The 22,852-nt window shown below is 58.5% G+C and carries 26 protein-coding genes; 11 read left to right on the top strand and 15 right to left on the bottom strand.

Going from position 1 to position 22,852, the window contains the following annotated elements:
- Positions 1-19: 19 nt before the first annotated feature.
- The 5 genes from CKW17_RS26540 to CKW17_RS26520 all read right to left on the bottom strand — a co-directional run bounded on the left by CKW17_RS26540 (position 20) and on the right by CKW17_RS26520 (position 2,710).
- Positions 20-460 (bottom strand): Spy/CpxP family protein refolding chaperone, encoded by a 441-nt coding sequence (locus CKW17_RS26540; RefSeq protein WP_095122768.1) that lies wholly within the window; start codon positions 458-460, stop codon positions 20-22.
- A 143-nt stretch (positions 461-603) separates the two neighbouring features.
- Positions 604-1,281 (bottom strand): response regulator transcription factor, encoded by a 678-nt coding sequence (locus CKW17_RS26535; RefSeq protein WP_016987937.1) that lies wholly within the window; start codon positions 1,279-1,281, stop codon positions 604-606.
- A gap of 7 nt (positions 1,282-1,288) precedes the next feature.
- A complete protein-coding gene (locus CKW17_RS26530) occupies positions 1,289-1,699 on the bottom strand; it encodes a translation initiation factor 2 (RefSeq protein ID WP_038363742.1) in 411 nt (136 codons plus the stop codon).
- A gap of 110 nt (positions 1,700-1,809) precedes the next feature.
- Positions 1,810-2,109 carry a YciI family protein gene (locus CKW17_RS26525; RefSeq protein ID WP_008021382.1) on the bottom strand — a complete coding sequence of 100 codons (300 nt, stop codon included), beginning with the start codon at positions 2,107-2,109 and terminating at the stop codon, positions 1,810-1,812.
- Between the two features lies 1 nt (position 2,110).
- Positions 2,111-2,710 carry a septation protein A gene (locus CKW17_RS26520; RefSeq protein WP_007919675.1) on the bottom strand — a complete coding sequence of 200 codons (600 nt, stop codon included), beginning with the start codon at positions 2,708-2,710 and terminating at the stop codon, positions 2,111-2,113.
- Positions 2,711-2,797: 87 nt separating this feature from the next.
- On the opposite strand from CKW17_RS26520, the gene CKW17_RS26515 reads away from it, so the two are divergent.
- The 6 genes from CKW17_RS26515 to rluB all read left to right on the top strand — a co-directional run bounded on the left by CKW17_RS26515 (position 2,798) and on the right by rluB (position 7,832).
- Positions 2,798-3,661 (top strand): PHP domain-containing protein, encoded by an 864-nt coding sequence (locus CKW17_RS26515; RefSeq protein WP_095122766.1) that lies wholly within the window; start codon positions 2,798-2,800, stop codon positions 3,659-3,661.
- Between the two features lie 13 nt (positions 3,662-3,674).
- Positions 3,675-4,304: an L-threonylcarbamoyladenylate synthase gene (locus CKW17_RS26510; RefSeq protein ID WP_034153313.1), complete on the top strand. Its 630-nt coding sequence runs from the start codon at positions 3,675-3,677 to the stop codon at positions 4,302-4,304.
- 123 nt (positions 4,305-4,427) lie between these two features.
- Positions 4,428-5,126 (top strand): ScpA family protein, encoded by a 699-nt coding sequence (locus CKW17_RS26505; protein ID WP_172828192.1) that lies wholly within the window; start codon positions 4,428-4,430, stop codon positions 5,124-5,126.
- Positions 5,127-5,137: 11 nt separating this feature from the next.
- A complete protein-coding gene (gene scpB, locus CKW17_RS26500; protein ID WP_095122764.1) occupies positions 5,138-6,133 on the top strand; it encodes an SMC-Scp complex subunit ScpB in 996 nt (331 codons plus the stop codon).
- Between the two features lie 143 nt (positions 6,134-6,276).
- Positions 6,277-6,468, top strand: coding sequence for a DUF1289 domain-containing protein (locus CKW17_RS26495; protein ID WP_095122762.1), 192 nt, complete (start codon positions 6,277-6,279; stop codon positions 6,466-6,468).
- Positions 6,469-6,611: 143 nt separating this feature from the next.
- Entirely contained in the window at positions 6,612-7,832 is a 1,221-nt protein-coding gene (gene rluB, locus CKW17_RS26490) for a 23S rRNA pseudouridine(2605) synthase RluB (RefSeq protein ID WP_095122761.1), read from the top strand.
- Between the two features lie 207 nt (positions 7,833-8,039).
- Here rluB and CKW17_RS26485 read toward each other — a convergent pair whose 3' ends face one another.
- The gene (locus CKW17_RS26485; RefSeq protein ID WP_095122759.1) at positions 8,040-9,005 is read right to left on the bottom strand and encodes a leucyl aminopeptidase; all 966 of its coding nucleotides are present in this window, start codon (positions 9,003-9,005) and stop codon (positions 8,040-8,042) included.
- Positions 9,006-9,076: 71 nt separating this feature from the next.
- Positions 9,077-9,214: a hypothetical protein gene (locus CKW17_RS30440; RefSeq protein ID WP_003222780.1), complete on the bottom strand. Its 138-nt coding sequence runs from the start codon at positions 9,212-9,214 to the stop codon at positions 9,077-9,079.
- Positions 9,215-10,107: 893 nt separating this feature from the next.
- Here CKW17_RS30440 and CKW17_RS26480 point away from each other — a divergent pair.
- Positions 10,108-11,526, top strand: a complete 1,419-nt coding sequence (locus CKW17_RS26480; protein ID WP_095122757.1) for an amino acid permease — start codon at positions 10,108-10,110, stop codon at positions 11,524-11,526.
- A gap of 67 nt (positions 11,527-11,593) precedes the next feature.
- On the opposite strand, the gene glyA is transcribed toward CKW17_RS26480, so the two are convergent.
- A complete protein-coding gene (gene glyA, locus CKW17_RS26475; RefSeq protein ID WP_095122755.1) occupies positions 11,594-12,943 on the bottom strand; it encodes a serine hydroxymethyltransferase in 1,350 nt (449 codons plus the stop codon).
- A 532-nt stretch (positions 12,944-13,475) separates the two neighbouring features.
- On the opposite strand from glyA, the gene CKW17_RS26470 reads away from it, so the two are divergent.
- Both CKW17_RS26470 and CKW17_RS26465 read left to right on the top strand, forming a co-directional pair.
- On the top strand, positions 13,476-14,081 hold the full coding sequence (locus CKW17_RS26470; protein WP_095122793.1) for a helix-turn-helix transcriptional regulator: 606 nt from the start codon (positions 13,476-13,478) through the stop codon (positions 14,079-14,081).
- Positions 14,065-14,943 (top strand): queuosine precursor transporter, encoded by an 879-nt coding sequence (locus CKW17_RS26465; protein WP_007919658.1) that lies wholly within the window; start codon positions 14,065-14,067, stop codon positions 14,941-14,943. The genes CKW17_RS26470 and CKW17_RS26465 overlap by 17 nt, the downstream gene beginning before the upstream one ends.
- Positions 14,944-14,996: 53 nt before the next feature.
- On the opposite strand, the gene queC is transcribed toward CKW17_RS26465, so the two are convergent.
- Complete coding sequence (queC, locus tag CKW17_RS26460; protein WP_095122753.1) at positions 14,997-15,695, bottom strand: 7-cyano-7-deazaguanine synthase QueC; 699 nt, start codon at positions 15,693-15,695, stop codon at positions 14,997-14,999.
- Positions 15,696-15,852: 157 nt separating this feature from the next.
- On the opposite strand from queC, the gene arfB reads away from it, so the two are divergent.
- Positions 15,853-16,266, top strand: a complete 414-nt coding sequence (gene arfB / locus CKW17_RS26455) for an alternative ribosome rescue aminoacyl-tRNA hydrolase ArfB (protein ID WP_095122751.1) — start codon at positions 15,853-15,855, stop codon at positions 16,264-16,266.
- On the opposite strand, the gene CKW17_RS26450 is transcribed toward arfB, so the two are convergent.
- The 6 genes from CKW17_RS26450 to phhA form a co-directional block, all read right to left on the bottom strand.
- Positions 16,263-17,450 (bottom strand): MFS transporter, encoded by a 1,188-nt coding sequence (locus tag CKW17_RS26450; RefSeq protein ID WP_176470124.1) that lies wholly within the window; start codon positions 17,448-17,450, stop codon positions 16,263-16,265. The two genes, arfB and CKW17_RS26450, sit on opposite strands and share 4 nt — an antisense overlap.
- A gap of 113 nt (positions 17,451-17,563) precedes the next feature.
- Positions 17,564-17,746 carry a hypothetical protein gene (locus CKW17_RS26445; protein ID WP_025113527.1) on the bottom strand — a complete coding sequence of 61 codons (183 nt, stop codon included), beginning with the start codon at positions 17,744-17,746 and terminating at the stop codon, positions 17,564-17,566.
- A gap of 70 nt (positions 17,747-17,816) precedes the next feature.
- Positions 17,817-17,948: a hypothetical protein gene (locus CKW17_RS30635; protein WP_256586328.1), complete on the bottom strand. Its 132-nt coding sequence runs from the start codon at positions 17,946-17,948 to the stop codon at positions 17,817-17,819.
- A 265-nt stretch (positions 17,949-18,213) separates the two neighbouring features.
- Positions 18,214-19,407: an amino acid aminotransferase gene (locus tag CKW17_RS26440; RefSeq protein ID WP_095122747.1), complete on the bottom strand. Its 1,194-nt coding sequence runs from the start codon at positions 19,405-19,407 to the stop codon at positions 18,214-18,216.
- Positions 19,407-19,763, bottom strand: a complete 357-nt coding sequence (locus CKW17_RS26435; RefSeq protein ID WP_003222798.1) for a 4a-hydroxytetrahydrobiopterin dehydratase — start codon at positions 19,761-19,763, stop codon at positions 19,407-19,409. The genes CKW17_RS26440 and CKW17_RS26435 overlap by 1 nt, the downstream gene beginning before the upstream one ends.
- A 116-nt stretch (positions 19,764-19,879) precedes the next feature.
- Entirely contained in the window at positions 19,880-20,671 is a 792-nt protein-coding gene (gene phhA / locus CKW17_RS26430) for a phenylalanine 4-monooxygenase (RefSeq protein ID WP_095122745.1), read from the bottom strand.
- 374 nt (positions 20,672-21,045) lie between these two features.
- Between phhA and CKW17_RS26425 the strand changes: the two genes are divergently transcribed.
- Positions 21,046-22,611, top strand: a complete 1,566-nt coding sequence (locus tag CKW17_RS26425) for a sigma-54-dependent transcriptional regulator (protein WP_095050155.1) — start codon at positions 21,046-21,048, stop codon at positions 22,609-22,611.
- Positions 22,612-22,852: the final 241 nt, after the last annotated feature.

Genomic DNA, 22,852 nt, shown 5'->3' with positions numbered 1-22,852 from the left:
CGGGTCCGGGGTTATTGCATTATTGCGCCTTTTGCGCCTTCCACGCCTTGAACTCGGCCCATTCGGCGCGACGCTCGGCCTGTTTCTTCTGGATCTCGTCGAATTTCTTCTGTTGATCCGGTTTCAACACGGCGCGGACATCGGTCTCGGCTTTCTTGTGGTTGGCCGCCATCTCGTCCTTCATGGCTTTCTGGTCAGCCGGCGAGAGTTTTTCCAGGTACTTGTCGACCACTTGCTTACGCTCGTGCATCTGCTCGCCCATGATCTTGCGGATCTGCTCGCGCTGTTCGCGGGACAGGTCGAGTTGGCTGTACGGACCTTTGCCGTGCATGCCGTGCATCTGACCGCCGTGGCGTGGGCCGTCAAGCGGGCCACCCATCGGGCCGCCGTCTTGCGGCATGGCCATGGCGACGGTTGGCAGAGCGGCAGCGAACATCAGAGCGATAAGAGTCTTGCGCATGGTGTATCTCCTTGTCTCGTTCCCGGTACGTTCCGGATGAGTTCAGATTACGGAGATCAAGGTCAGCGGCGGTCAGCACTGCGTAAAGCTTCGGTAAAGACGCTCGAGCGCTGACCTGACAAACACTCCTACAGGTGGAAGGTTCAGAGGCTGTAGAAGTAACCGCGGCTACGCAGGGCGACGATCCGTGGACGGCCGTCGGGGTGTGGGCCGATCTTTTTGCGCAGGTTGCTGACGTGCATGTCGAGGCTACGGTCGTACAGGGTCAGCTTGCGACCGAGGGCGAGCTGCGCCAGTTCCTGTTTGTCCAGCGGTTCGCCCGGCTGTTTGAGCAGCGCTTCGAGCAGGCGGCTTTCGGAAACGGTGAGGGTCAGTTCTTTCTCGTCGATGCTGACCACGCCGCGCACCGGGCTGAAACTGAGGTCGCCCAGTTCAAGCTGCGTCGAGACGGCCGCCGGATGGCTGCGACGCAATACGGCGCGCAGGCGAGCGGTCAGTTCCCGTGGGTCGCACGGTTTGGCCAGGTAATCGTCGGCACCCAGTTCCAGGCCGAGGATGCGATCCAGCGGCTCGCCACGGGCCGAGAGCATCAGCACCGGCAGGTCGGCGTGGTCGTTGCGCAGTTGCTTGAGCAGTTCCAGACCACTGCCATCGGGCAGCATCACGTCCAGCACCACTGCCGCCGGGGCCGTTTCGGCCAAGGCCTTGCGGGCGCTCTGGCCATCATGGCAGGCACGTACGTGGAAGCCTTCCTGGCTCAGCCAGCTACTCAGGAGTTCGCACAACTCCTGGTCATCATCAATCAGTAACAGCTCGCTCATGACTCACTCAATTTAGCCATTGCCGACGTTTTCGGCTTGCTCCACTGGCAAAGATACCGCAGAGCAGCGCCAATAGCGCTACTCCGGCGCCCGTGACGAACCACTGCTGCTGATCGGTCAACAGACGCGGCAGCGGGCTGGCCTGGGCTTCCTTGAGTTGCAGCTTGAGACGCTGGTTCTCCTGGCGCAACCGGGCAAGCTGGGCGCTTTCGCGGGTGTTGTCGGCATTTTGCAGTTGTTTGCTCAGTTCTTCCCGCTGCTGCTCGCTGGCCTTGAGGCGCTGCTGCAACTCGGTGATCTGGCTGCCGGCGCTTAACGACAATGGCGTGGAGCTGCCGCCTTCGGTGGTTTCCTCACCATGGGCGGGCGCCATGATCGACAACGTGACCAACATCAGACACAACGGACCCTTGCGCATCGCGACACCTGTTTCCAAATGGATATTGGGCAGGTTGTCGGCAGGCAAACGAGAATAATGAGCGATTGAGAACGCGATGAACCGAGAAGGTTCATCGCGTGGGGATAGCGTTACGGCAGGACTTGCTTGAACGGCTTGACGAGCACATTGGCGTAGACGCCGGCGGCAATGTACGGATCGGCATCGGCCCACGCTTGCGCAGCGCTCAGCGAATCGAATTCGGCGACGATCAGGCTGCCGGTGAAACCCGCTGCGCCCGGATCATTGCTGTCGACGGCCGGGTGCGGACCGGCCAATACGATGCGGCCTTCGCCCTTGAGCGCTTGCAGGCGTTCCAGATGCGCAGGACGCGCGGCCAGGCGTGCTTCCAGCGAGTTGGCGACGTCGGTGGCAATGATGGCGTAGAGCATGTCAGTCCTCGGTTTTTGGTGTTGTTGTGGTATCGGCATCGTGCAGATGGCGCGACAGGTAAATGCCCTGTGCGACCAGGAATACCAGGGTCATGCCCAGGCTGCCGAACACCTTGAAATCCACCCAGTAACTCTGGAAGGTGAAGGCGACGAACAGGTTGGCAGCGCCGCAGAACAGGAAAAAGGCGATCCAGGCGATGTTCAGGCGGGTCCAGACCGGATCCGGAAGGGTCAGCGCGTGGCCCATGATGCGTTTGATCAGCAGACGGTCACCGATGAAGTGACTGCCGATGAAGGCGACGGCGAACAGCCAGTTGACCACCGGCGCTTTCCATTTCAGGAAGGTCTCGCTGTGGAAGGCCAGCGTCAGGCTGCCGAACACCAGGCAGGCGATCAGGGTCAGCCATTGGCTCTTTTCCAGCTTGCGCTGTTTGATGAACAACGCGCCGTACACCACCAGGGAACTGATGATCAGCATCGCCGTGGCGCTGTAAATACCGCCTACAGTGACTTCATGGCCAGCGATGTCGACGACCCGTGGATCAAGTTTGTAAACGATGAAGAACAGCAGAAGCGGGATGAAATCGATGAATTGTTTCACAGTGAGAGCCAGAAGCTGGATGTGGCGGCATAATAACAAACATATGGGCGCGCGATAGCGCCAGCTGATTTGAGGTTACAACTCCCCGTGAATGTTGATTTGCACTGCCATAGCACGGCCTCCGATGGCGCCCTGGCGCCTGCGGTTCTGGTTGCGCGTGCGTTCGAGAACGGCGTGCGAGTCCTGGCGTTGACCGACCACGACACCCTCGAGGGCCTCGCCGAAGCGCGCACGGCCGCGACCGAATTGGGCATGCAACTGGTCAACGGCGTCGAACTGTCCTGTACCTGGGGCGGCGCGACCATTCATGTGTTGGGCTACGGTTTCGACGTCAATGCGGCACCGTTGGTCGAGGCGATTGCCAAATTGCACGATGGCCGCTGGCTGCGGTCGGAAGAAATAAGCCGCAAGCTCGCCCTCAAAGGCATGCCCGGCGCCCTCGACGGCGCGCGGAAAATCCAGCAGGAACTGGGCGACAGCGGCAATGCGCCGGCCCGTCCGCATTTCGCCGACTGGATGGTGCGTGAAGGGTTTGTAAAGGATCGCGCCGAGGCATTCCGCAAATGGCTCGGCGCCGGCAAGCTGGGTGACGTCAAGTTGCACTGGCCGACGCTGGAAGACACCGTCGGTACGCTGCGCGCCGCCAATGCCTGGGTCAGCCTGGCGCATCCGTGGCACTACGATTTCACCCGTAGCAAGCGCCGAAAGCTGATTGCCGACTATATTCAAGCAGGCGGGCATGCAATCGAGGTGGTCAATGGCCATCAGCCTGCGGAACAGGTCGGCAGCCTGGCAATCCTTGCCCGTGAGTTCGGTCTGCTGGTCAGCGCCGGCAGTGACTTCCATGGCCCTGGCGGCTGGTCCGAGATCGGCCAGTACCGGCCGGTTCCCGAGGACCTTCCACCCCTGTGGTGTCGGTTCAAACATGACACAGATATTGCCGCCGTCTGAACAGGTAGAGAATGTGAGTCAATTTTTCCAGATACATCCGGAAAACCCGCAAGCGCGCCTGATAAAACAGGCGGTCGAGATCATCCGCAAGGGCGGGGTGGTGATTTATCCCACGGACTCTTCCTACGCGATCGGTTGCCAGATCGGTGACAAAACCGCGATCGAGCGCGTGCGTCGCCTGCGTCAGCTTGATGAAAAGCACAACTTCGCCCTGATCTGCAGCGACCTGTCGCAACTGGGCAATTACGCCAAGATCGACACCGGCACCTTCCGTATTCTCAAGGCGCATCTGCCGGGGCCGTACACTTTTATTCTCAACGCCACCCGCGAAGTGCCGCGTCTTTTGCTGCATCCGAAGAAGCGCACCATCGGCCTGCGCGTGCCGAGCCATCCGATCGCGCTGGCGCTGCTGGCCGAACTTGGCGAGCCGCTGATGAGCGTGACCCTGATCATGCCCGGCGATGAAGACCCGCTCAGCGATCCTTACGAGATGCGTCAGTTGCTCGAACATCAGGTGGACTTGATCGTCGACGGCGGCTTCGGCGGCATCAAGGCCTCCACCGTGATCGACTTGACCGGCGACGACCCGGAAGTGGTCCGCGTCGGTTGCGGCGATCCGACGCCGTTCATGGTCGAGGCCTGAATGTCCGCAGTGGAAACCGTTGTCGATCCCCAGGCCGGCGCTCAGCAAGAGCTGCCGTTTGCCATGGTCTATGGCCAGGCGGTCATGGAAATGCCGCTCGACCTGTACATCCCGCCGGATGCGCTGGAAGTCTTTCTTGAAGCGTTTGAAGGCCCGCTCGACCTGCTGCTGTACCTGATCCGCAAACAGAACATCAACATCCTCGACATCCCGGTGGCGGAAATCACCCGTCAGTACATGGGCTATGTCGAGTTGATGCAGTCGGTGCGTCTGGAGCTGGCCGCCGAGTATCTGGTGATGGCCGCGATGCTCGCCGAGATCAAGTCGCGCATGCTCCTGCCGCGCGCTGAAACCGTCGAAGACGAAGAAGACGACCCGCGCGCCGAACTGATCCGCCGCTTGCAGGAATACGAGCGCTTCAAGGCTGCCGCCGAAGGCATCGACGGCTTGAGCCGGGTTGGCCGCGACGTGATCGTGCCCAAGCTCGACGCCCCGGAAGCCCGCGCGCGCAAGCTGTTGCCGGATGTCGCGCTGGAAGAGATTTTGATGTGCATGGCCGAAGTACTGCGCCGTGGCGATATGTTTGAAAGCCACCAGGTCAGCCGTGAGGCGCTGTCCACCCGCGAGCGCATGAGCGACGTGCTGGAACGGCTCAAGGGCGGCGGTTTTGTGCCGTTCGTCGAGCTGTTCACCGCCGAAGAAGGGCGACTGGGTGTGGTGGTGACCTTTATGGCGATCCTTGAACTGGTCAAGGAATCCTTGGTCGAGCTGGTGCAGAATGAGCCGTTCGCCGCGATCCACGTGCGAGCCCGAGCCGAATAACGAGTCGAAACATGAACCTGACTGAACCCCGCGAGCTGGCGCCCCTGCTTGAAGCCTTTCTGTTGGCCTCGGGAAAGCCGCAATCCCTTGAGCGCCTGTTTGAACTGTTCGAAGAAGGCGAGCGGCCCGAGCCTGCGGTCTTCAAGAAAGCCCTGACCCTGCTGGGCAAGTCCTGCGAGGGCCGCGCGTTCGAGCTCAAAGAAGTTTCGTCCGGCTACCGCTTGCAGATCCGCGAGAAGTTTTCGCCGTGGGTCGGTCGCTTGTGGGAAGAGCGACCGCAGCGTTATTCCCGTGCCTTGCTGGAAACCATCGCGCTGATCGCCTATCGCCAGCCGATTACTCGGGGCGAGATTGAAGACGTGCGCGGTGTGGCGGTGAACAGCAACATCGTCAAAACCTTGCTGGAGCGTGAGTGGATTCGCGTCGTTGGCTACCGCGACGTGCCGGGCAAACCGGCGATGTTTGCCACCACCAAGATGTTTCTCGATCACTTCAACCTGAAGAACCTCGAAGACCTGCCGCCGCTGGCTGAATTGCGCGAAATGGAAACCGACCCGGTGCTCGATTTCGACGACGCGCCGGTCCCGCAGGGCTTGCAGGAACTGGCCGATGCCAGCGCCGAGCCGGAGGAAGAGAAGGAAGAGACCAGTTTCCATACCTTGCTGCTGGAACTGGACAGCATGGAGGAGGGGATCAAGACCGACTTTGATGATTTGCTGCGGGATGCGGTGGATGGTGAGGTGCCGACGCCTGAAGCAGAAATCGAGACTGAGCCTGCGCCGCAGATCGCCGAGCCAATCATTGAAGTTGAACTTGAAGCTGAGCCAGAAGCCGAACCGGAAGAGGACATTCTTGGCGTCGCCGAAGCCCGCGAGAAGCTGTTGGCCGCCGTCGCCGCCCTCGAACAACCGGCGCCAGAACCCGAACCGGAGCTAAGCGAAGAAGAAGCCGAGGCCCGCGCCCTGGCCGAAGCCATCGAAGCCGAACGCCGCGAATTCGAAGGCTGAGCCGCCCTCAAAACCACCGCGATCCCCTGTAGGAGTGAGCCTGCTCGCGATAGCGGTGTAGCTGCCAAGAAGATGTCGACTGACACACCGCTATCGCGAGCAGGCTCACTCCTACAGGGATTTGTGTGTTTCTGGAGACTGCGATGAGTTCCACCAAAGACCCGTGCATCAGCCTCTGCAAGTTCAGCGACGACATCTGCCTCGGCTGCGGCCGCAGCAAGCGCGAAATCAAAGCCTGGAAGAAACTCGACAAGGACGACAAGCGCACCGTACTGGCCGAAGCCGCGCTGCGCCTGATCAAACTCGGCAACGCCGGTCGGCGGAAAAACAAATAACTGTCGATCGATCAGCTAGTCTCTGATGCGCGACGGCGCACATCCGCGTATGATTCGCGACCCTTCGCCGATCCCTTCGGCTGAGTACCCAGATTTCAATGCTTCAGGCGCCGCCTGAACAGACCACACCGGGAGGTGCCCAGATGAGCGACATCATTCAGAAAGACGACCAGGAAATCGGCCCAGCAGGCGAAAAGCTGCAGAAAGTCCTCGCCCGTATCGGCGTCGGCTCGCGCCGTGACGTGGAATCCTGGATCAGCCAGGGCCGGATCAAGGTCAATGGCAAAGACGCCACCCTCGGTCTGCGCGTCGACATGCACGACGCGATCACCATTGATGGCAAGGTGATCAAGCGCGAAGAGGCGGCCGAATCGGTGCGCCGCGTGATCATGTACAACAAGCCCGATGGCGAGATCTGCACCCGTGACGACCCGGAAGGCCGTCCGACCGTGTTCGACAAGCTGCCGCGTCCGAAAGAGGGGCGCTGGATCAACATCGGTCGTCTCGACATCAACACCACCGGTCTGCTGATGTTCACCACCGACGGTGAGCTGGCCAACCGCCTGATGCACCCGTCCTACGAGATGGACCGTGAGTACGCCGTGCGTGTACGCGGTGAAGTCGACGACGAGATGATCGAGCGTTTGAAGGCTGGCGTGGTGCTGGAAGACGGCCCGGCCAAGTTCACCGACATCAAACAGGCACCGGGCGGCGAAGGGTTCAACCACTGGTACCACTGCGTGGTGATGGAAGGCCGTAACCGTGAGGTTCGTCGTCTGTGGGAATCCCAAGGTCTGGTGGTCAGCCGTCTGAAGCGCGTGCGTTTCGGCCCGGTGTTCCTCAACTCCGACCTGCCAATGGGCCGCTGGCGCGAAATGAGCCAGTACGAAGTCGACATCCTCAGTGCTGAAGTCGGCCTGACGCCGGTAGCGATGCCGCAACTGAACGCCAAGAGCAAAGACAAGCTTGAGCGCATGCAGCGTAAATCGTCGCGTCCGATGGCCAAGACCGAGCGCGTACGTACGCTGCGTCCAGCCGCTGGCGCGCCGACCGGCCCACGCCCAAGCCGTGAGCCGCAGATCGAAGGTGAGCGTCCAGGTCGCAAGCCAGTCGCCCGTGACGGCGAGCGCACTCCGCGTCCGGCCAACGGTCGTACTGAACGTGGCGAGCGCGGTGCTCCTGCCGGTCGTGGTACGCCAGTGGCGGATCGTCCAGCGGACACCACCAACAAGCGTCCGGCCAAACCTGCGCCGAAGCGTCCGGGGATCAAGCTGGTAGATGGCGACAAGCCATCGGGCAAGCGTCGTGGCGCACCGGCAGGTTCCGGTCAGCGTCCGGGGTTTGGTCGCAAGAAACCGGAATAAGGCAGCTGTGAGCTTCTAGCGGCAAGCGTCAAGCCAAAGCAGAAACGCCAACCTCAGGGTTGGCGTTTTTTTTCGTCTGGCGAAAGAGTTGTAGTGGTTGAGAGATTGCTATCGCGAGCAGGCTCACTCCTACAATTTGAAATGCGTTCCTCTGTAGGAGTGAGCCTGCTCGCGATGACGTCGCTGGCATCAACACAAAGCTTAAAGTCAGAATACAAAGCGCCCGTCAAACACCGGCTTGTCATCCAGCGCCAACACCCCGCCAGAAAAGATCAGATCCAGATGATGACTACCCTTGGCGCCACCGCCCAACCCAAGGTGCAACCCACAATGCCGTTCCTCAAACCCGGCATTACGCGCATACAAATCCTTCACGCCTTCATTGGTGCCAATCCCCAACTCCTCAATCCGCCGGTTCGACGGATTGGCATCCAGGTACTTGTTGAAATCATGCTCCAGCCCCGGCACCTCGGTGGCGATGCGGCTGATCGTCGAATTCTCGATCCACAGCTCCAGCGGCGACTCCAGCACGCCGTACTTGCGCGCGAACGGGATGGTGCTGAGGAACGTGCCTTTGAACTTCACATGACCGTTGATGGCTTCACTGTGTGTGGCGATTTCGCCGGGGGCGAGGTCGAAGTTGCCGATGCCGTTGATGTCGGTCCACTTCTTGATGCTGCTCAGCGGCGTTTCAAACCATGAACCGTCGTCGTCCTTGAAACTCAGCGTGGTCGCTTGGGACATACGCTGAATCAGGTGACTGTTCAGCCCGGCGATGCGTTGCGGGGTGACGCTGAAGGTGTCGTAGAAATACTCGCCGTAATCCTTGAACAGCAGCGACTTCTTCCAGTTTTCTGCCATCACGCCTTGCAGCGCGCGGACGAATTCCGGGCCGTCGGGGCGCGGGTTGGGCAGGGTGGAAGAGTCGTAGAAGAAAATGTACAGATCGCTGTCGGTGATTGCCGAGGTCAGCGCTGCAGTGCTTTCCAGGTCCAGACGTCGGGCGCTGAACTGGAAACGAGGATGATCGCCAGCCTGTTCGGCGATCGCGCCGGTCAGCGCTTGGTAATCAGCTGTGTGGCCGAGCAATACCTTCGCCGAGTCGAGGCCGGCAAGGGCGGGGTGGTGTTCGAGGTAGTAAAGGAAATGCGAGATCGCGCGGGGCTTATCCATGAGTCCTCCCTGACTGACCGTGAAGAAAGCGGCAGGCACGACCGGCCGGATCGTGCCTGCCCGGGGATGTCTTACAGAGGCCACATCGCCGTGCCGAACGGAACTACCGCGTCGGCTTGCATCATTTCTACTGCTGCCTCGTGGGTCGGTGCTTCAAACCATTCGTCCAGTTGCAGTTCGGTATCCAAGTCTTTTTCCAGTGCTTGCATGGTCGATCTCCTAGATGACTTTCACGGTTGTGACTGGCCGGTCGAGGTGGCCGGCAAGACGTGAAGAACCTAGTTCAGGGTTTTTTGTAATGCAAAAAATTATTCATTTAATTTTTAAATAGACTTTTTATTCTGTTTTTTTACTGGGTTTTTCTTATTTGAAAACAAAAAACTAAGTCGTGGTTTTCATTAGCAAGCTAGCGACCGTCAATTTGCAGACGTCCGACAGAATTTTCTGAAATGGAAATTCTACGTTACGCATCGTAAAGAAATGTTTACGGAAAACCCGATCAAACCTAGTGAAACCAACCCTTCATGACCGCTGTAAGGAAAAGCTGCCGCAGCCTGCTCCGCCGCGGGTCGGGCAAGGCTCTGGCACGCTTGTTTCAGCGCCGTTTGCAGGGTGAGATGCGCCCCATGCCTGTCGTGCAGGTGCATAACAAGAAGGAGGCGCAATGAACGCCGCGACTGATCTCCACCTCTCTCCGTGGGACGGTTTTTTCCTCGTCCACGCCGATGGCCTGCAAAGGCCTGACTCAATTTTTGCAGCCGCTCGAGTGTCTCGAGGCGGACACACGCAATCCCGGCAACCATCACGCTGATCCAGCGGGGTCTGGCAGCAGGGGGTTAGCGGTGTACAATGCGCCGCGTTTTAACTGTGACCCTCTGCGTAATCGCAAAAATCTCAAGGCTATCCGCCTTGTTCACTCCGTGGCGCCACAAGCGTTTCGGGTTCGATTTCGTCACAGATAAAAACAAACAGGTGACGCATGACCGTTGTAAATAAGCTGAACTCCTGGTGCCTGCGCTGGGGTTTGATCGGGGCTGCTTGAAATCGCAACCTGGCAGCAACGTCTACTGAACATCATCAAACCTTGCGTGAGACCTTTTTCATGAGTGGACAACCCTCGCAATCAGGCGAGCTGAAACGCGGCCTGAAAAATCGCCATATTCAACTGATCGCCCTCGGTGGCGCGATCGGTACCGGATTGTTCCTCGGCTCGGCCGGGGTACTGAAATCCGCCGGCCCGTCGATGATCCTCGGCTACGCCATCTGCGGCTTCATCGCCTTCATGATCATGCGCCAGCTCGGCGAAATGATCGTCGAAGAGCCGGTGGCCGGTTCCTTCAGCCATTTCGCGCACAAGTACTGGGGCGGCTTTGCCGGTTTCCTGTCGGGCTGGAACTGCTGGATTCTGTACATTCTGGTGGGCATGTCGGAGCTGACTGCGGTCGGCAAATACATCCACTACTGGGCCCCGGACATCCCGACCTGGGTCTCTGCGGCAGCCTTCTTCGTGCTGATCAACGCGATCAACCTGGCCAACGTCAAAGTCTTCGGTGAAGCCGAGTTCTGGTTCGCGATCATCAAGGTTGTGGCGATCGTCGGCATGATTGCGCTCGGCAGCTACCTGCTGGTCAGCGGCAACGGCGGCCCGCAAGCGTCGGTAACCAACCTGTGGTCACACGGCGGGTTCTTCCCGAACGGGGTGAGCGGTCTGGTGATGGCCATGGCGATCATCATGTTCTCCTTCGGCGGTCTGGAAATGCTCGGTTTCACCGCCGCTGAAGCCGACAAGCCGAAAACCGTGATCCCGAAAGCGATCAACCAGGTGATCTACCGGATCCTGATTTTCTACATCGGTGCACTGGTGATCCTGCTGTCGCTGACCCCATGGGACAGCCTGCTGGAAACCCTCAACGCGTCCGGCGATTCGTACAGCGGCAGCCCGTTCGTGCAAGTGTTCTCGATGCTCGGCAGCAACACCGCCGCGCACATCCTCAACTTTGTGGTGTTGACCGCAGCGTTGTCGGTGTACAACAGCGGCACCTACTGCAACAGCCGCATGCTACTGGGCATGGCCGAGCAGGGCGATGCGCCGAAAGGTCTGGCGAAGATCGACAAGCGCGGCGTGCCGGTGCGTTCGATTCTGGCTTCGGCGGCGGTGACGCTGGTCGCTGTGTTGCTCAACTACTTTATTCCGCAGCACGCGCTGGAACTGCTGATGTCGCTGGTGGTTGCAACGCTGGTGATCAACTGGGCGATGATCAGCTTCTCGCACTTCAAGTTCCGCCAGCACATGAACAAGACCCAGCAGACGCCGCTGTTCAAGGCGCTGTGGTATCCGTACGGCAACTACATCTGCCTGGCGTTCGTCGCGTTCATCCTCGGCGTGATGCTGCTGATCCCGGGCATTCAGATCTCGGTGTATGCGATTCCGCTGTGGGTCGTGTTCATGTGGGTCTGCTACGTGATCAAGAACAAGCGCGGTGCGCAGCAGGCCGTGCACGCGGCAGGTGCTGCCAAGTAAACGCTGACGCAGAAACACAAAACCCGGCCTGAGCGCCGGGTTTTTTATGGATGCAAATGTTGAAGCGCTATTGATAGTCGGCGAAAGGATAGTCCCTGCACAGGGTTTCGACCTCTGAACGAAACTGCGCGAGGAGTAGGGGTTCCAGGGTGTAATCCTGTTCGCCGAGCGGCGCCACCGTGTTCAGAATCCGCACGATCAAATCGACGATCTGGCGGCTGCCGTGGACATCGACCCGGCGTTGCGCCAGCGCGCCCGTGCCGATACGCAGCCCGCTGGTGACAAATGCCGAACGAGGATCGTCGGGTACGCGATGTTTGCTGACGATGATCCCGCAGTGCCCCAGCGCCGCCTCCGCGATAGCGCCCGTGATGCCACCCCGCAAGCGAACCAGCACCGTGTGGTTTTCACTGCAGCCGCCGACCACTTCATAATCCTTGGCCTGAAACGCTTTGGCCATTTCATCCGCCGTGCTGCGGATCTGCGCCATGCAGGCATCGAATGCTGCGGACATTGCATAACCCAGCGCGGCAGCCTTCGCAGCGATCATGTTGGCAGCAGGCGCGCCCTGCATTCGCGGGTAAACGGCTTGATCAAGCAGGCGACTGAAGGTGGTCCGCAAGCCAGGAATCTTGGTGTTCGCATCAGCACCGCTGAGAATCACCCCACCACGAGGCCCGGCGAGTTGCTTGTGCGTGCAGGTGACGGTGACGTGGGCGGCGTCGATCGGACTCGGGTGTCGTCCGGTGGCGACCAGCCCGGCGATATGCGAAATGTCGGCGAGCAGGATGGCCCCGGCTTCATCGGCAATTTCGCGAAAGCGCTTGAAGTCCACTTCGCGCGAATAGGCGCTGGCGCCGCAGAGGATGACGCGTGGGCGATGGGCGAGTGCGAGCAGGCGCACTTTGTCGTAATCGATCAGACCGTCTGCTGTCGTGCCGTACTGGATCGCCTTGTAGTAGGCGCCGGAAAACGCGGCGAGGCTGCCATGCGTGAGATGACCGCCGTGTTCCACCGCCATGCCCAGCAAGGTATCGCCAGGCTCAAGCAACGCCGTGAGCACCTGATAAACAGCGTTCGACGCTGAGTGTGGCTGCACGTTGGCGTATTGCGCGCCGAACAGTTGCCGCGCCCGGCGGATGGCCAGCGATTCGACCCGCTCGACGTTCTCGCACCCTGCGCTGTGGCGCTTTCCGGACATGCCTTCAGCGGTCACGTTGACCAGCACGGAAGCGGAGGCCGCCAAGGTTCGCGGCTGGACTGCGCAGGAGGAGGAGACCAGTGAAAGCGTGTGCTGTTGACGCGTGACTTCAGCGTCGAGAATTGCCGCCAGTTCGGCGTCTTCTGCGCGGAGATCTGCCAGGCCGCGTCGCAGCAAGTCAGCCTGGTTCTTGAGCGGTTCAGTAATGACTGCCATTGCTTGATTCCTTCCCTGGTTTTGCGTGATTTGCGCATGTCCTTGCTTGCCAGATCTGTACAGGCGAATCCGTGTTTTGACCGCTGTGCGCGCAAAACTAAACCCTGTACAGGCCTCCCGGTTTTTCGTTCTTTCACTCTTGAGAATGCGACGCCGGATTGACGCATCATAGATTTTTCAGTGAGGAACGCCACAGAATTAATCAAAAAAATGAACATTATTCAAAGAAAATGATTCTTTTTGTGGTCGCGTCGGGTGTAAAACAACCATTGCCCGGGGACGATTTTCAGGCCTTGGGTGGAAGTCGACAGGAACTGACGAGTCAGTGAGGAGGCTGAAATGACCCCGCACGTTGGCGGAAGCAGCCTGTGAAAGCTGACTTTTTATACCGAACCCAGGGAGGGAGAATGCTATGATCCTGCGCGGCACTGACAGGGATATAACTGCAATTTCCTACCTCACTTGTGTATGTCCGGAATGATCATTCGGGACGTGACATTGATTGCAGTTAAAAATGGATGATAAGCATGTGATGCACAGAAGAGAAAGATCGGAGAATCTGAAGAACAACATCAAATACCTGATAAAGAGTCGCGGGGAGACGCAGCTGTCCTTGTGCAACTCCAGTGGTTTGACCCGAACGACCATCTACAACATCCTTGAAGGCAAGGTGGTCAACGTACAGCAGTCCACTGTGCGCAAGATCTCTGATTTCTTCGGGGTGTCTTACGAAGAAATAGAGACGATTGATTTTGAAGAAAAGGAAATCATCGAAAGCAGTATTTCGCCACAGGGGAACATGAATCCGGCGGCGGTGCCTGTTATCAAGGAAAGTATGCTGCTGCAAAGTCTGGACAAAAGAATTGGCGAGTTGGCCACGATTTATCCACTGACTTACTATTTTGGCGCGTCCTTTAACCTGATTGGCGTTTTGCTGGAAAATGAAATCAGCGGCATGAATGAACCCGGCGATCTGTTGATCGTGCAGAAAGGAGCGTCGACCAGCGACAGGGAAAAGCTGGTGTATGACAAAATCACAGCGAAGTTATCTATAAGCCATGAAGGCAACTTTGATACGGATCGTGTATGCGTGATCGGAGATGTAATCGAGGAACGATTTAATGGATTGCAGTGTTGAGCTGGAAAACAGCAAGTACAAGTTGCTGGGATTCGAAAATGGAAAAAGCCTGGCCGTTATCATGGTCATCGCGACAGGCAAAATAATTAAAATAAAGCTAAGTGAAGTGTTGAATAGTGAGATTATGGATAATCTGAATAAAATCGAAGTGAAAAACCTCTACAAGAAGTTTTACTCCCAGGGCGGTGCACTCACTGCCTACGAAATCAATGACCGGCATGAGAGTTCCTGGATGATCTACATTATCCTGAACCTGATGCTGTTCACGCTTTACATTTTTACCAGTATTGCAGCGACAAAACCGATCTACCTCGAGTATTTCGATATTGTCGTAACGCCGGGCACCTTCCTCTATCCGCTGACATTCCTGATCGTCGACTTGCTCAACGAAACGTTTGGCCTGAGGCTCGCGCGAAAAGCGATCCTGTTCGCATTCATCAGTAATGCCGCGATTATCATTCTGCTGGCCATCACTACCCATCTTCCGGGACTGCCGGGCTGGAAACTCGATGGGGCTTACAATGATGTTATCAGTCAGTTGTCCGCAGTCCTGGTAGCGTCTTCTATATCGTTTCTGGTTTCCGAGAACATAAACTCGTACCTGTTGTGCAAAATCAAAGAACTCACAAATTCCAGGTTTCTGTTTTTGCGAGTGTTTTTAAGCACATTGTTTGCTGTGATCATCGACAGCTTTCTGTTCTGCTACATCGCTTTCTACGGGACGATGGAGAATAGCGCGATACTGGGCATGATCTACGTTCAGATCGCAATCAAGGTAGGTTTTGCCTTCTTTAATATCTTGCCGGCCTACGGCGCAAGATCATTGTTCAAGAAGTACCTGACGGGTGCGCAGACGCAATAAAGAGAGGAGGGCGCTCACTCGGCATGCTTGAGTGAGCGCTCCTTGTTGCAGTATTACTTTAAGCCAAGTTTCTCTTTCAAGCGTTGAGTGACCTGCACTTTATTGTTCAGGAACTCATTCAAGCCTTTTGCGCGAAGATTGCAGGCATCGCAATCGGAACATCCAGTGCCTTTGATGCCGTTGTAGCAAGTCAGTGTTTCTTCGCGAACCAGATCCAGTTGATGGTGGTAATCAGCCAAGGCCCAGGTTTCTGCCTTGTTCAGCCACATCAATGGCGTATCCAGTTGCAGCTTGTAATCCATGCCCAATTCAAGGGCTTTATTCAAAGCCTTGACGAACTCGTCCCGGCAATCGGGATAGCCCGAGAAGTCGGTTTCACAGACACCGGTAATGACCGTTTTGGCCTGGACTTGATAGGCATAGATAGAAGCCAGGGTCAGAAACAGAATGTTCCGCCCTGGAACGAAGGTGCTTGGCAGGCTCTCGCCGGAACTGTTCACGGTCGGCACCGGAATGTTATCGCGGGTCAGGCTGCTGATGGCCAGCTCGTTGAGCAAGGACACATCCAGCGTTTTATGCACGGTCACACCGAGCTTTTTCGACAGCTGCTGCGCCACTTCAATTTCTGCGTGATGACGCTGACCATAGTCGAACGTGATGCAGTGGACTTCATCATAATGGGTCAGTGCATGGATCAGGCAGGTCGTAGAGTCCTGGCCACCACTAAAAACGATAACTGCCTTGTTGCTCATAAGTCTGCTTCCTGCATTAAACGGGTAGTTTTACAGGTCGCAAGGGTAACTCGAAATGACGCTCGACATAAGTGCACCGGAAGTTGCGCCTGCAGGCCGCAGGTCGCTTTGCGGCTAATCGCGGTATCCTGCGCGTTCTGATTACGGACGCTTTTCCATGCTGGTGATTTCCAACAACGTGCATCTGCCGGATGCCGAGATCGAACTGACGGCCATTCGCGCCCAGGGCGCCGGTGGGCAGAACGTCAACAAGGTCTCCAGTGCCATGCACCTTCGCTTCGACATAACGGCCTCGTCGTTGCCCGAGTTCTATAAGGAGCGGCTGCTGGCGCTGCGTGACAGCCGCATCACCAGCGACGGTGTGTTGATCATCAAAGCGCAGCAATATCGCACGCAGGAAGCCAATCGCGCCGATGCGCTGGAGCGTCTGGTCGAGCTGATCCTCAGCGCGACCAAAGTCGAAAAGAAACGCCGTCCGACCAAGCCGACCCTCGGCTCAAAGAAGCGTCGGCTCGAATCGAAAACCAAGCGCGGCAGCATCAAGGCCGGGCGCGGCAAAGTGGACTTCTAGTCTTCGCGATACTTGGCGGTGTGCTTGTACAGATACACGCTCAGTGCCAAGCCGCTTAGCGAGGCGAGGGCAGCAAACAGGAAGATCGAGGCAAAACCGAATCCTGCCGCAATCGCCCCGGCCAATGGCCCGGTGATCCCCAGCGACAAGTCGATGAACAGCGAATAGGCGCCAACGGCTGCGCCACGGCTTGAGGCGGGCACGAGGTTCACCGCTTCCACGCCCAGCGCCGGGAACACCAGCGAGAAACCAAACCCGCTCAACGCCGCACCGGCCAACGCCCAATGTGCGTCCGGCGCCAGCCACAACAGCAGCAGGCCGAGGGTTTCCACCGACAGACAGGCAATCGCCACGCGAAAGCCGCCGAGGCGGTTGATCAGGTTGCCAAACAGCAATCGCGCACCGATGAAGCTGGCCCCGAACAGGCTCAGGCACAGCACCGCGTTGTCCCAATGCTGGGTGGCGTAATACAGAGTGATGAAGGTGGCGATGGTGCCGAAGCCGATCGAACCCAGCGCCAGACCGCAGCCATGGGGAAACACTTTGCCGAGCACATGCATGAACGGCAGGCGTTCGCCGGCGACAATCGGCGCGGCGGTTTTCGGCCAGGCCAGCGCCAGACCAAGAATCGCCAGCAGGATGATGCTGACGCCCATGCTCCACAATCCCAACTGGCCGACCAGCCACACGCCGAACGGGGCGCCAACCGCCAGTGCGCCGTAACTGGCGATGCCGTTCCAGGAAATCACCTTGGCGGTGTTTGCTGCGCCGACCCGGCCAATGCCCCAGCCGATCGAGCCGGAGCCGACAAGGCTTTCCGCGCTGCCCAGCACCAGACGGCCAATTAACAGACTGATCAAACTGAACATCGGCATGCTCGGTGTCCACGCCGAAATCAGCATGAACACACCGCTCAAACCACACCCGGCGAGGCCAATCATCACCGCGCGTTTACTGCCCTGGTTGTCGATGATCTTGCTGGCATACGGACGGCTGAGCAGGGTGGCGAGATATTGCACGCTGATCACCAGACCGGCGATCACTGCGCCAAAGCCCAGATCGCTGTGGACGTAACCTGGCAACACCGCGAGCGGAATGCCGATGTTCAGGTAACCGATAAAGGTGAAGAGGACAATGGAAACAACTTGCAGCGTGACCGCCAGGGGGCGCTGGGGTTCTGGCATAGAGGACGACATGGGTAACGATCCACGGAGCGGCAGATTAGATAGGCTGCTTATGATACCGGCGCGGACGGATCTGGGGCGGGAAAAGTAAAACTATTTGCCGGGTGGACGCTTCAGGATTTGGCCGGGGCAACCAGTTGTGTGGTGACCAGCGCCGCCAGGGCATTTTCTTCGCTGCCGAAACGGGCGAGCAGGGCGGCTTGTTTCTCGGGCGAGAGACGGTTCCAGATCTCGATCATTTTCTCGGTGGCGCCGATCAGTACGGCAGCTTGGCTTTCAGAGAATTCGTCGGTCATGGCGGGCTCGGGTTTCAGGCAGTGTGGAAAGCGCATGTTAGCGCTTTCCACACGGTCTGTACGACGGGTCTTACTCTTCGTTGTCGGCCGTGCGGCTCTCAACGGCTTCTTTCGGCTCGGGTTGCCCCGCGCCGGCTTGTTGCGTGGTCGTCTGCTCAGGTACGTGCAGGCTTGGGAAGGGGAGATTAGGAATCTCGTGCATGGTTGCGCTCCTCGCTAAGTCTGTTGATAGATCTGGTAGATCCGCGCTTCTTGAAAGCCTGCGCAGGATACAGCAGGAAAAATGACAATCAGACTTTTAATTCAAATTAATGCGACAGATGGCCGCAGGGGAGCAAAGTCGGCGGGTTGATCGTTCCAACGCTCTGCGTGGGAATGCCTCAATGGACGCTCTGCGTCCGCTGTTGGGACGCGGAGCGTCCCGGGCTGCATTCCCACACGGAGCGTGGGAACGAGCATGGGAGGGATTACTTGCAGACGTTGGCGATGGCTTCGGCCAGCAGGGCGAGGCGGGTGGCGTCGATACCGGCGACGTTAGCCCGGCCCGAGCTGACCATGTACACGCTGTGGTGCTCACGCAATTGTTTCACTTGCTCCGGCGACAGCCCGGTGTAAGAGAACATGCCGCGCTGCACGCCAATGTGCGCAAAACGCTCGCGCAGGCCATGCGGTTCCAGTGCTTCAACCAAGCCGCTGCGCAGTTGCGCAATCCGCAGGCGCATCGCTTCCACTTCATCGGCCCAGCGCGCTTTCAGCTCCGGGTCGGCGAGGATGGTCGCGACCACTGCCGCGCCGTGATCCGGCGGCGTCGACCACAGGTTACGGGCGATGTTGGCCAGTTGGCTGCGGATGTCGATGAGCTTGTCGGCGGTTTTCGCGCAGACGATCAGCGCACCGGTGCGGTCGCGGTACAGGCCGAAGTTCTTCGAGCAGGAACTGGTGATCAGCAGCTCGGGCACTTCTGCCGCGAATAACCGAGTCGACCAAGCATCCTGCTCCAGACCGTCGCCAAAACCCTGGTAGGCAAAGTCGATCAGCGGCAGCAGATTGCGGCTGCGCACCACGTCCAGTACACGCTGCCAGTCGTCATGATTCAAATCGAAACCGGTCGGGTTGTGGCAGCACGCGTGGAGCAGCACCACATCGCCTTTCGGCACTTCATTGAGCACGGCGAGCATGGCTTCGACGTCTAGGCGATTGTCGCTACCCACGTACGGGTAGTGACTGACCTTGACCCCGGCCGCAGCGAAAATCGTTTCATGGATCGGCCAGGTCGGGTTGCTCAGCCATACGCCTTTACCCGGCAGGCACTGAGCAATGAAGTCAGCCGCCAGACGCAGGGCACCGGTGCCGCCCGGGGTCTGGGTGGCGCCGGCACGTTGTTCGGCGATCAGCTTCGAGTCGGCACCCAGCACCAGCTCGTTGATGACTTTGCCGAACAGCGGGTTGCCGTGGCCACCGATGTAAGTCTTGGTGTCCTGGCTTTCGACGAGGCGCGCTTCGGCGAGTTTCACCGCTTCCGGGATTGGCGTCAGGCCTTGAGCGTCCTTGTAGACGCCAACGCCCAGGTCGAATTTGCGCGGGTTGCCGTCCTGCGCATACGCCTCCATCAAGCCGAGGATCGGGTCGCCGGGTACCCGGCCGATGGCGTCGAAATGCATTACTTGCGTCCTTCTGCAGTCTTGGCCACTTCGTCAGTGCGCGCGGCCATGATGAAGTCGTTGCGGTGCAGGCCTTTGATCGAGTGGCTCCACCAGGTCACGGTGACTTTGCCCCACTCGGTCAGCAGGCCCGGGTGGTGACCTTCGGCCTCGGAGATCTCGCCGACTGCGTTGGTGAACGCCAGCGCGTGCTTGAAGTTCTTGAACAGGAAGACCTTCTCCAGTTGCATGATGCTGTCGCGTACTTCGATGTTCCAGTCAGGGATCTGCTTGATCAGAATCGGCAGTTCTTCGTCGCTGACTTGTGGCGCATCGGCGCGGCAGGCTTCGCAGTGGGCTTGGTTCAAAGTGGACATGGCGTATTCCTGAAATCGAGTGTGTTTTTTTTATTAAGCGTTTGAGCCGTCAATGCCGTCACGCTAAACCAAAGTGACGGCAACTGACAGGCTCAATTGTCAGCAAAAGTCGCGGTTCACGCGGCTTTCGGTTTCGGCGGAAATTTCGGTGCGTGCAGACCCAGCTGCATGCCTTGGCGAACCATGGCCATGATGTCTTCATGGGCCACGTCGAACAGACGCTTGAGGTTCGGCAGGACAAAGTACAGCGGTTGCAGGATGTCGATGCGATACGGCGTACGCATAGCTTCGAGCGGATCGAAGGCCTGATGCTCGGGTTCGTCCGACAGCGAGTAAACGGTTTCTTTCGGTGAAGACAGGATGCCGCCACCGTAGATGCGTTTGCCTTGCGGGGTGTCGACCAGACCGAACTCGATGGTCATCCAGTACAGGCGCGCCAGGTACACGCGTTCTTCTTTGGTCGCTTGCAGGCCGAGCTTGCCGTAGGTGTGGGTGAATTCGGCGAACCACGGGTTGGTCAGCAGCGGGCAGTGACCAAAGATCTCGTGGAAAATATCCGGCTCTTGCAGGTAGTCGAGCTCTTCGCGGGTGCGAATGAACGTCGCCACCGGAAATTGCTTGCTGGCCAGCAGTTCGAAAAAGGTCTGGAAGGGGATCAGTGCCGGAACGCGGGCAACCTGCCAACCGGTGGTCTCGCCGAGCACTTTGTTGATCTCGCCCAGTTGCGGAATGCGGTCGTGGGGCAGACCGAGTTTTTCGATACCGTCCAGGTACTCCTGGCAGGCACGCCCTTCAATCACTTTCAACTGGCGAGTGATCAGCGTGTTCCACACCGCGTGTTCTTCGGCGGGGTAGTCGATAAAACCTTGCGCATCGGGCTCGCGGGCCACGTATCGCGTCTGCTTCATACTGCTCTCCTGCTAGGGGAATTCGTTCTTGTTATGTCCAGCGATGGACTCAGAATTACCTGAGAGCGGGTTGATGTGCAGCAGGTTGAATGGCCTGCGCGTAGGAAATTTCTTTTTAATTCGTAAAGTTTTCGTTACGGTTTGGCGGATATCTCGCGTATGCAGTGATTCATGGGTTTGAAAAGGCGGTTGGCTGTCACATAATCTTGACAACTATCTGCGTGCCGCCACAGAAAAGTCTGGCGCGGTCCCCCTGTAGGAGTGAGCCTGCTCGCGATAGCGGTGTATCAGTCAGCATCAATATCAACTGACCCAAAGCCATCGCGAGCAGGCTCACTCCTACAGGTTTCTCATCGTTTATTCAGGCGATTTATATGCGCATCAAAGTCCACTGCCAGAACCGCATCGGCATCCTGCGCGACATTCTCAACCTGCTGGTCGCCTACGGCATCAACGTCGCGCGCGGCGAGGTCGGTGGCGAGCACGGCAATGCGATCTACCTGCACTGCCCGAACCTGATCAACATCCAGTTCCAGGCGCTGCGGCCGAAGTTCGAGGCGATCGCCGGGGTGTTCGGCGTCAAGCGGGTAGGGCTGATGCCCAGCGAACGACGGCACATGGAGTTGAACGCCTTGCTCGGCGCGCTGGAGTTTCCAGTGCTGTCGATCGATATGGGTGGCTCGATCGTGGCGGCCAACCGTGCGGCGGCGCAGTTGCTCGGCGTGCGTGTCGATGAAGTGCCGGGGATTCCGCTGTCGCGCTACGCCGAAGATTTCGACTTGCCGGAACTGGTGCGCGCCAACAAATCGCGAATCAACGGCATGCGGGTCAAGGTCAAGGGCGACATCTTTCTCGCCGATATTGCGCCGCTGCAATCGGAGCACGACGACAGTGAAGCCATGGCCGGCGCAGTGTTGACCTTGCATCGCGCCGACAGAGTGGGCGAGCGCATCTACAACGTGCGCAAGCAGGAGCTGCGGGGCTTCGACAGCATCTTCCAGAGTTCGAAAGTGATGGCGGCTGTGGTGCGTGAAGCGCGGCGTATGGCTCCGCTGGATGCGCCGCTATTGATCGAGGGCGAAACCGGCACCGGTAAGGAATTGCTCGCACGCGCCTGTCACCTCGCCAGTCCGCGCGGGCAGTCGCCGCTGATGGCGCTCAACTGCGCAGGTTTGCCGGAGTCGATGGCCGAGACCGAGTTGTTCGGTTACGGCCCGGGCGCGTTCGAAGGTGCGCGCGCCGAAGGCAAGCTCGGGCTGCTGGAATTGACGGCGGGCGGCACGCTGTTTCTTGACGGTGTCGGTGAGATGAGCCCGCGTCTTCAAGTGAAGTTGCTGCGCTTTTTGCAGGACGGTTGCTTTCGCCGGGTCGGCAGTGATGAAGAGGTTTATCTGGATGTGCGGGTCATCTGTGCGACGCAGGTCGACTTGTCCGAACTGTGCGCACGCGGCGAGTTTCGCCAGGATTTGTACCACCGCTTGAACGTGCTGTCCCTGCACATCCCGCCGCTGCGTGAATGCCTCGACGGACTAACGCCGCTGGTCGAGCATTTCCTTGATCAGGCGAGTCGGCAGATCGGCTGTTCGCTGCCGAAACTGGCGCCGGCGGCGATGGATCGGCTCAGTCATTACCATTGGCCGGGCAATGTGCGGCAACTGGAGAACGTGTTGTTCCAGGCGGTTTCGCTGTGTGATGGCGGCACGGTGAAGGCCGAGCATATTCGTCTGCCGGATTACGGCGTGCGTCAGCCGCTTGGCGATTTTTCGCTGGAGGGGGGGCTGGACGAGATTGTCGGGCGATTCGAAAAAGCGGTGCTGGAACGGTTGTATTCCGAACATCCGAGCAGTCGGCAGCTGGGTAAGCGGCTTGGGGTTTCGCACACCACCATTGCCAACAAGCTGCGTGAATATGAAGTCGGCAAAGAGTCGGGCAGCACGTGATCGTTCCCACGCTCTGCGTGGGAATGCAGCCCGGGACGCTCCGCGTCCCAAAGCGGACGCAGAGCGTCCATTGAGGTATTCCCACGCGGAGCGTGGGAACGATCATTCGAGGGATTGCCGCCAAGCGGCATAACACCGCCGGTTTTTCGACTTCGATACATTTCCAATTTCCCTTCGCCATCCCTCAAGTCCTTTGTTTACCGGGCCTTTGTGCGCCAGAAAAAAGTTGGTCTGCAAATTG

The sequence above is a fragment of the Pseudomonas sp. Irchel s3f10 genome (assembly GCF_900187515.1).
GTDB lineage: Bacteria > Pseudomonadota > Gammaproteobacteria > Pseudomonadales > Pseudomonadaceae > Aquipseudomonas > Aquipseudomonas tensinigenes.
The sequence above is the reverse complement of the archived record's forward strand: the minus strand, read 5'-3'. Positions and strand labels throughout refer to the sequence as shown.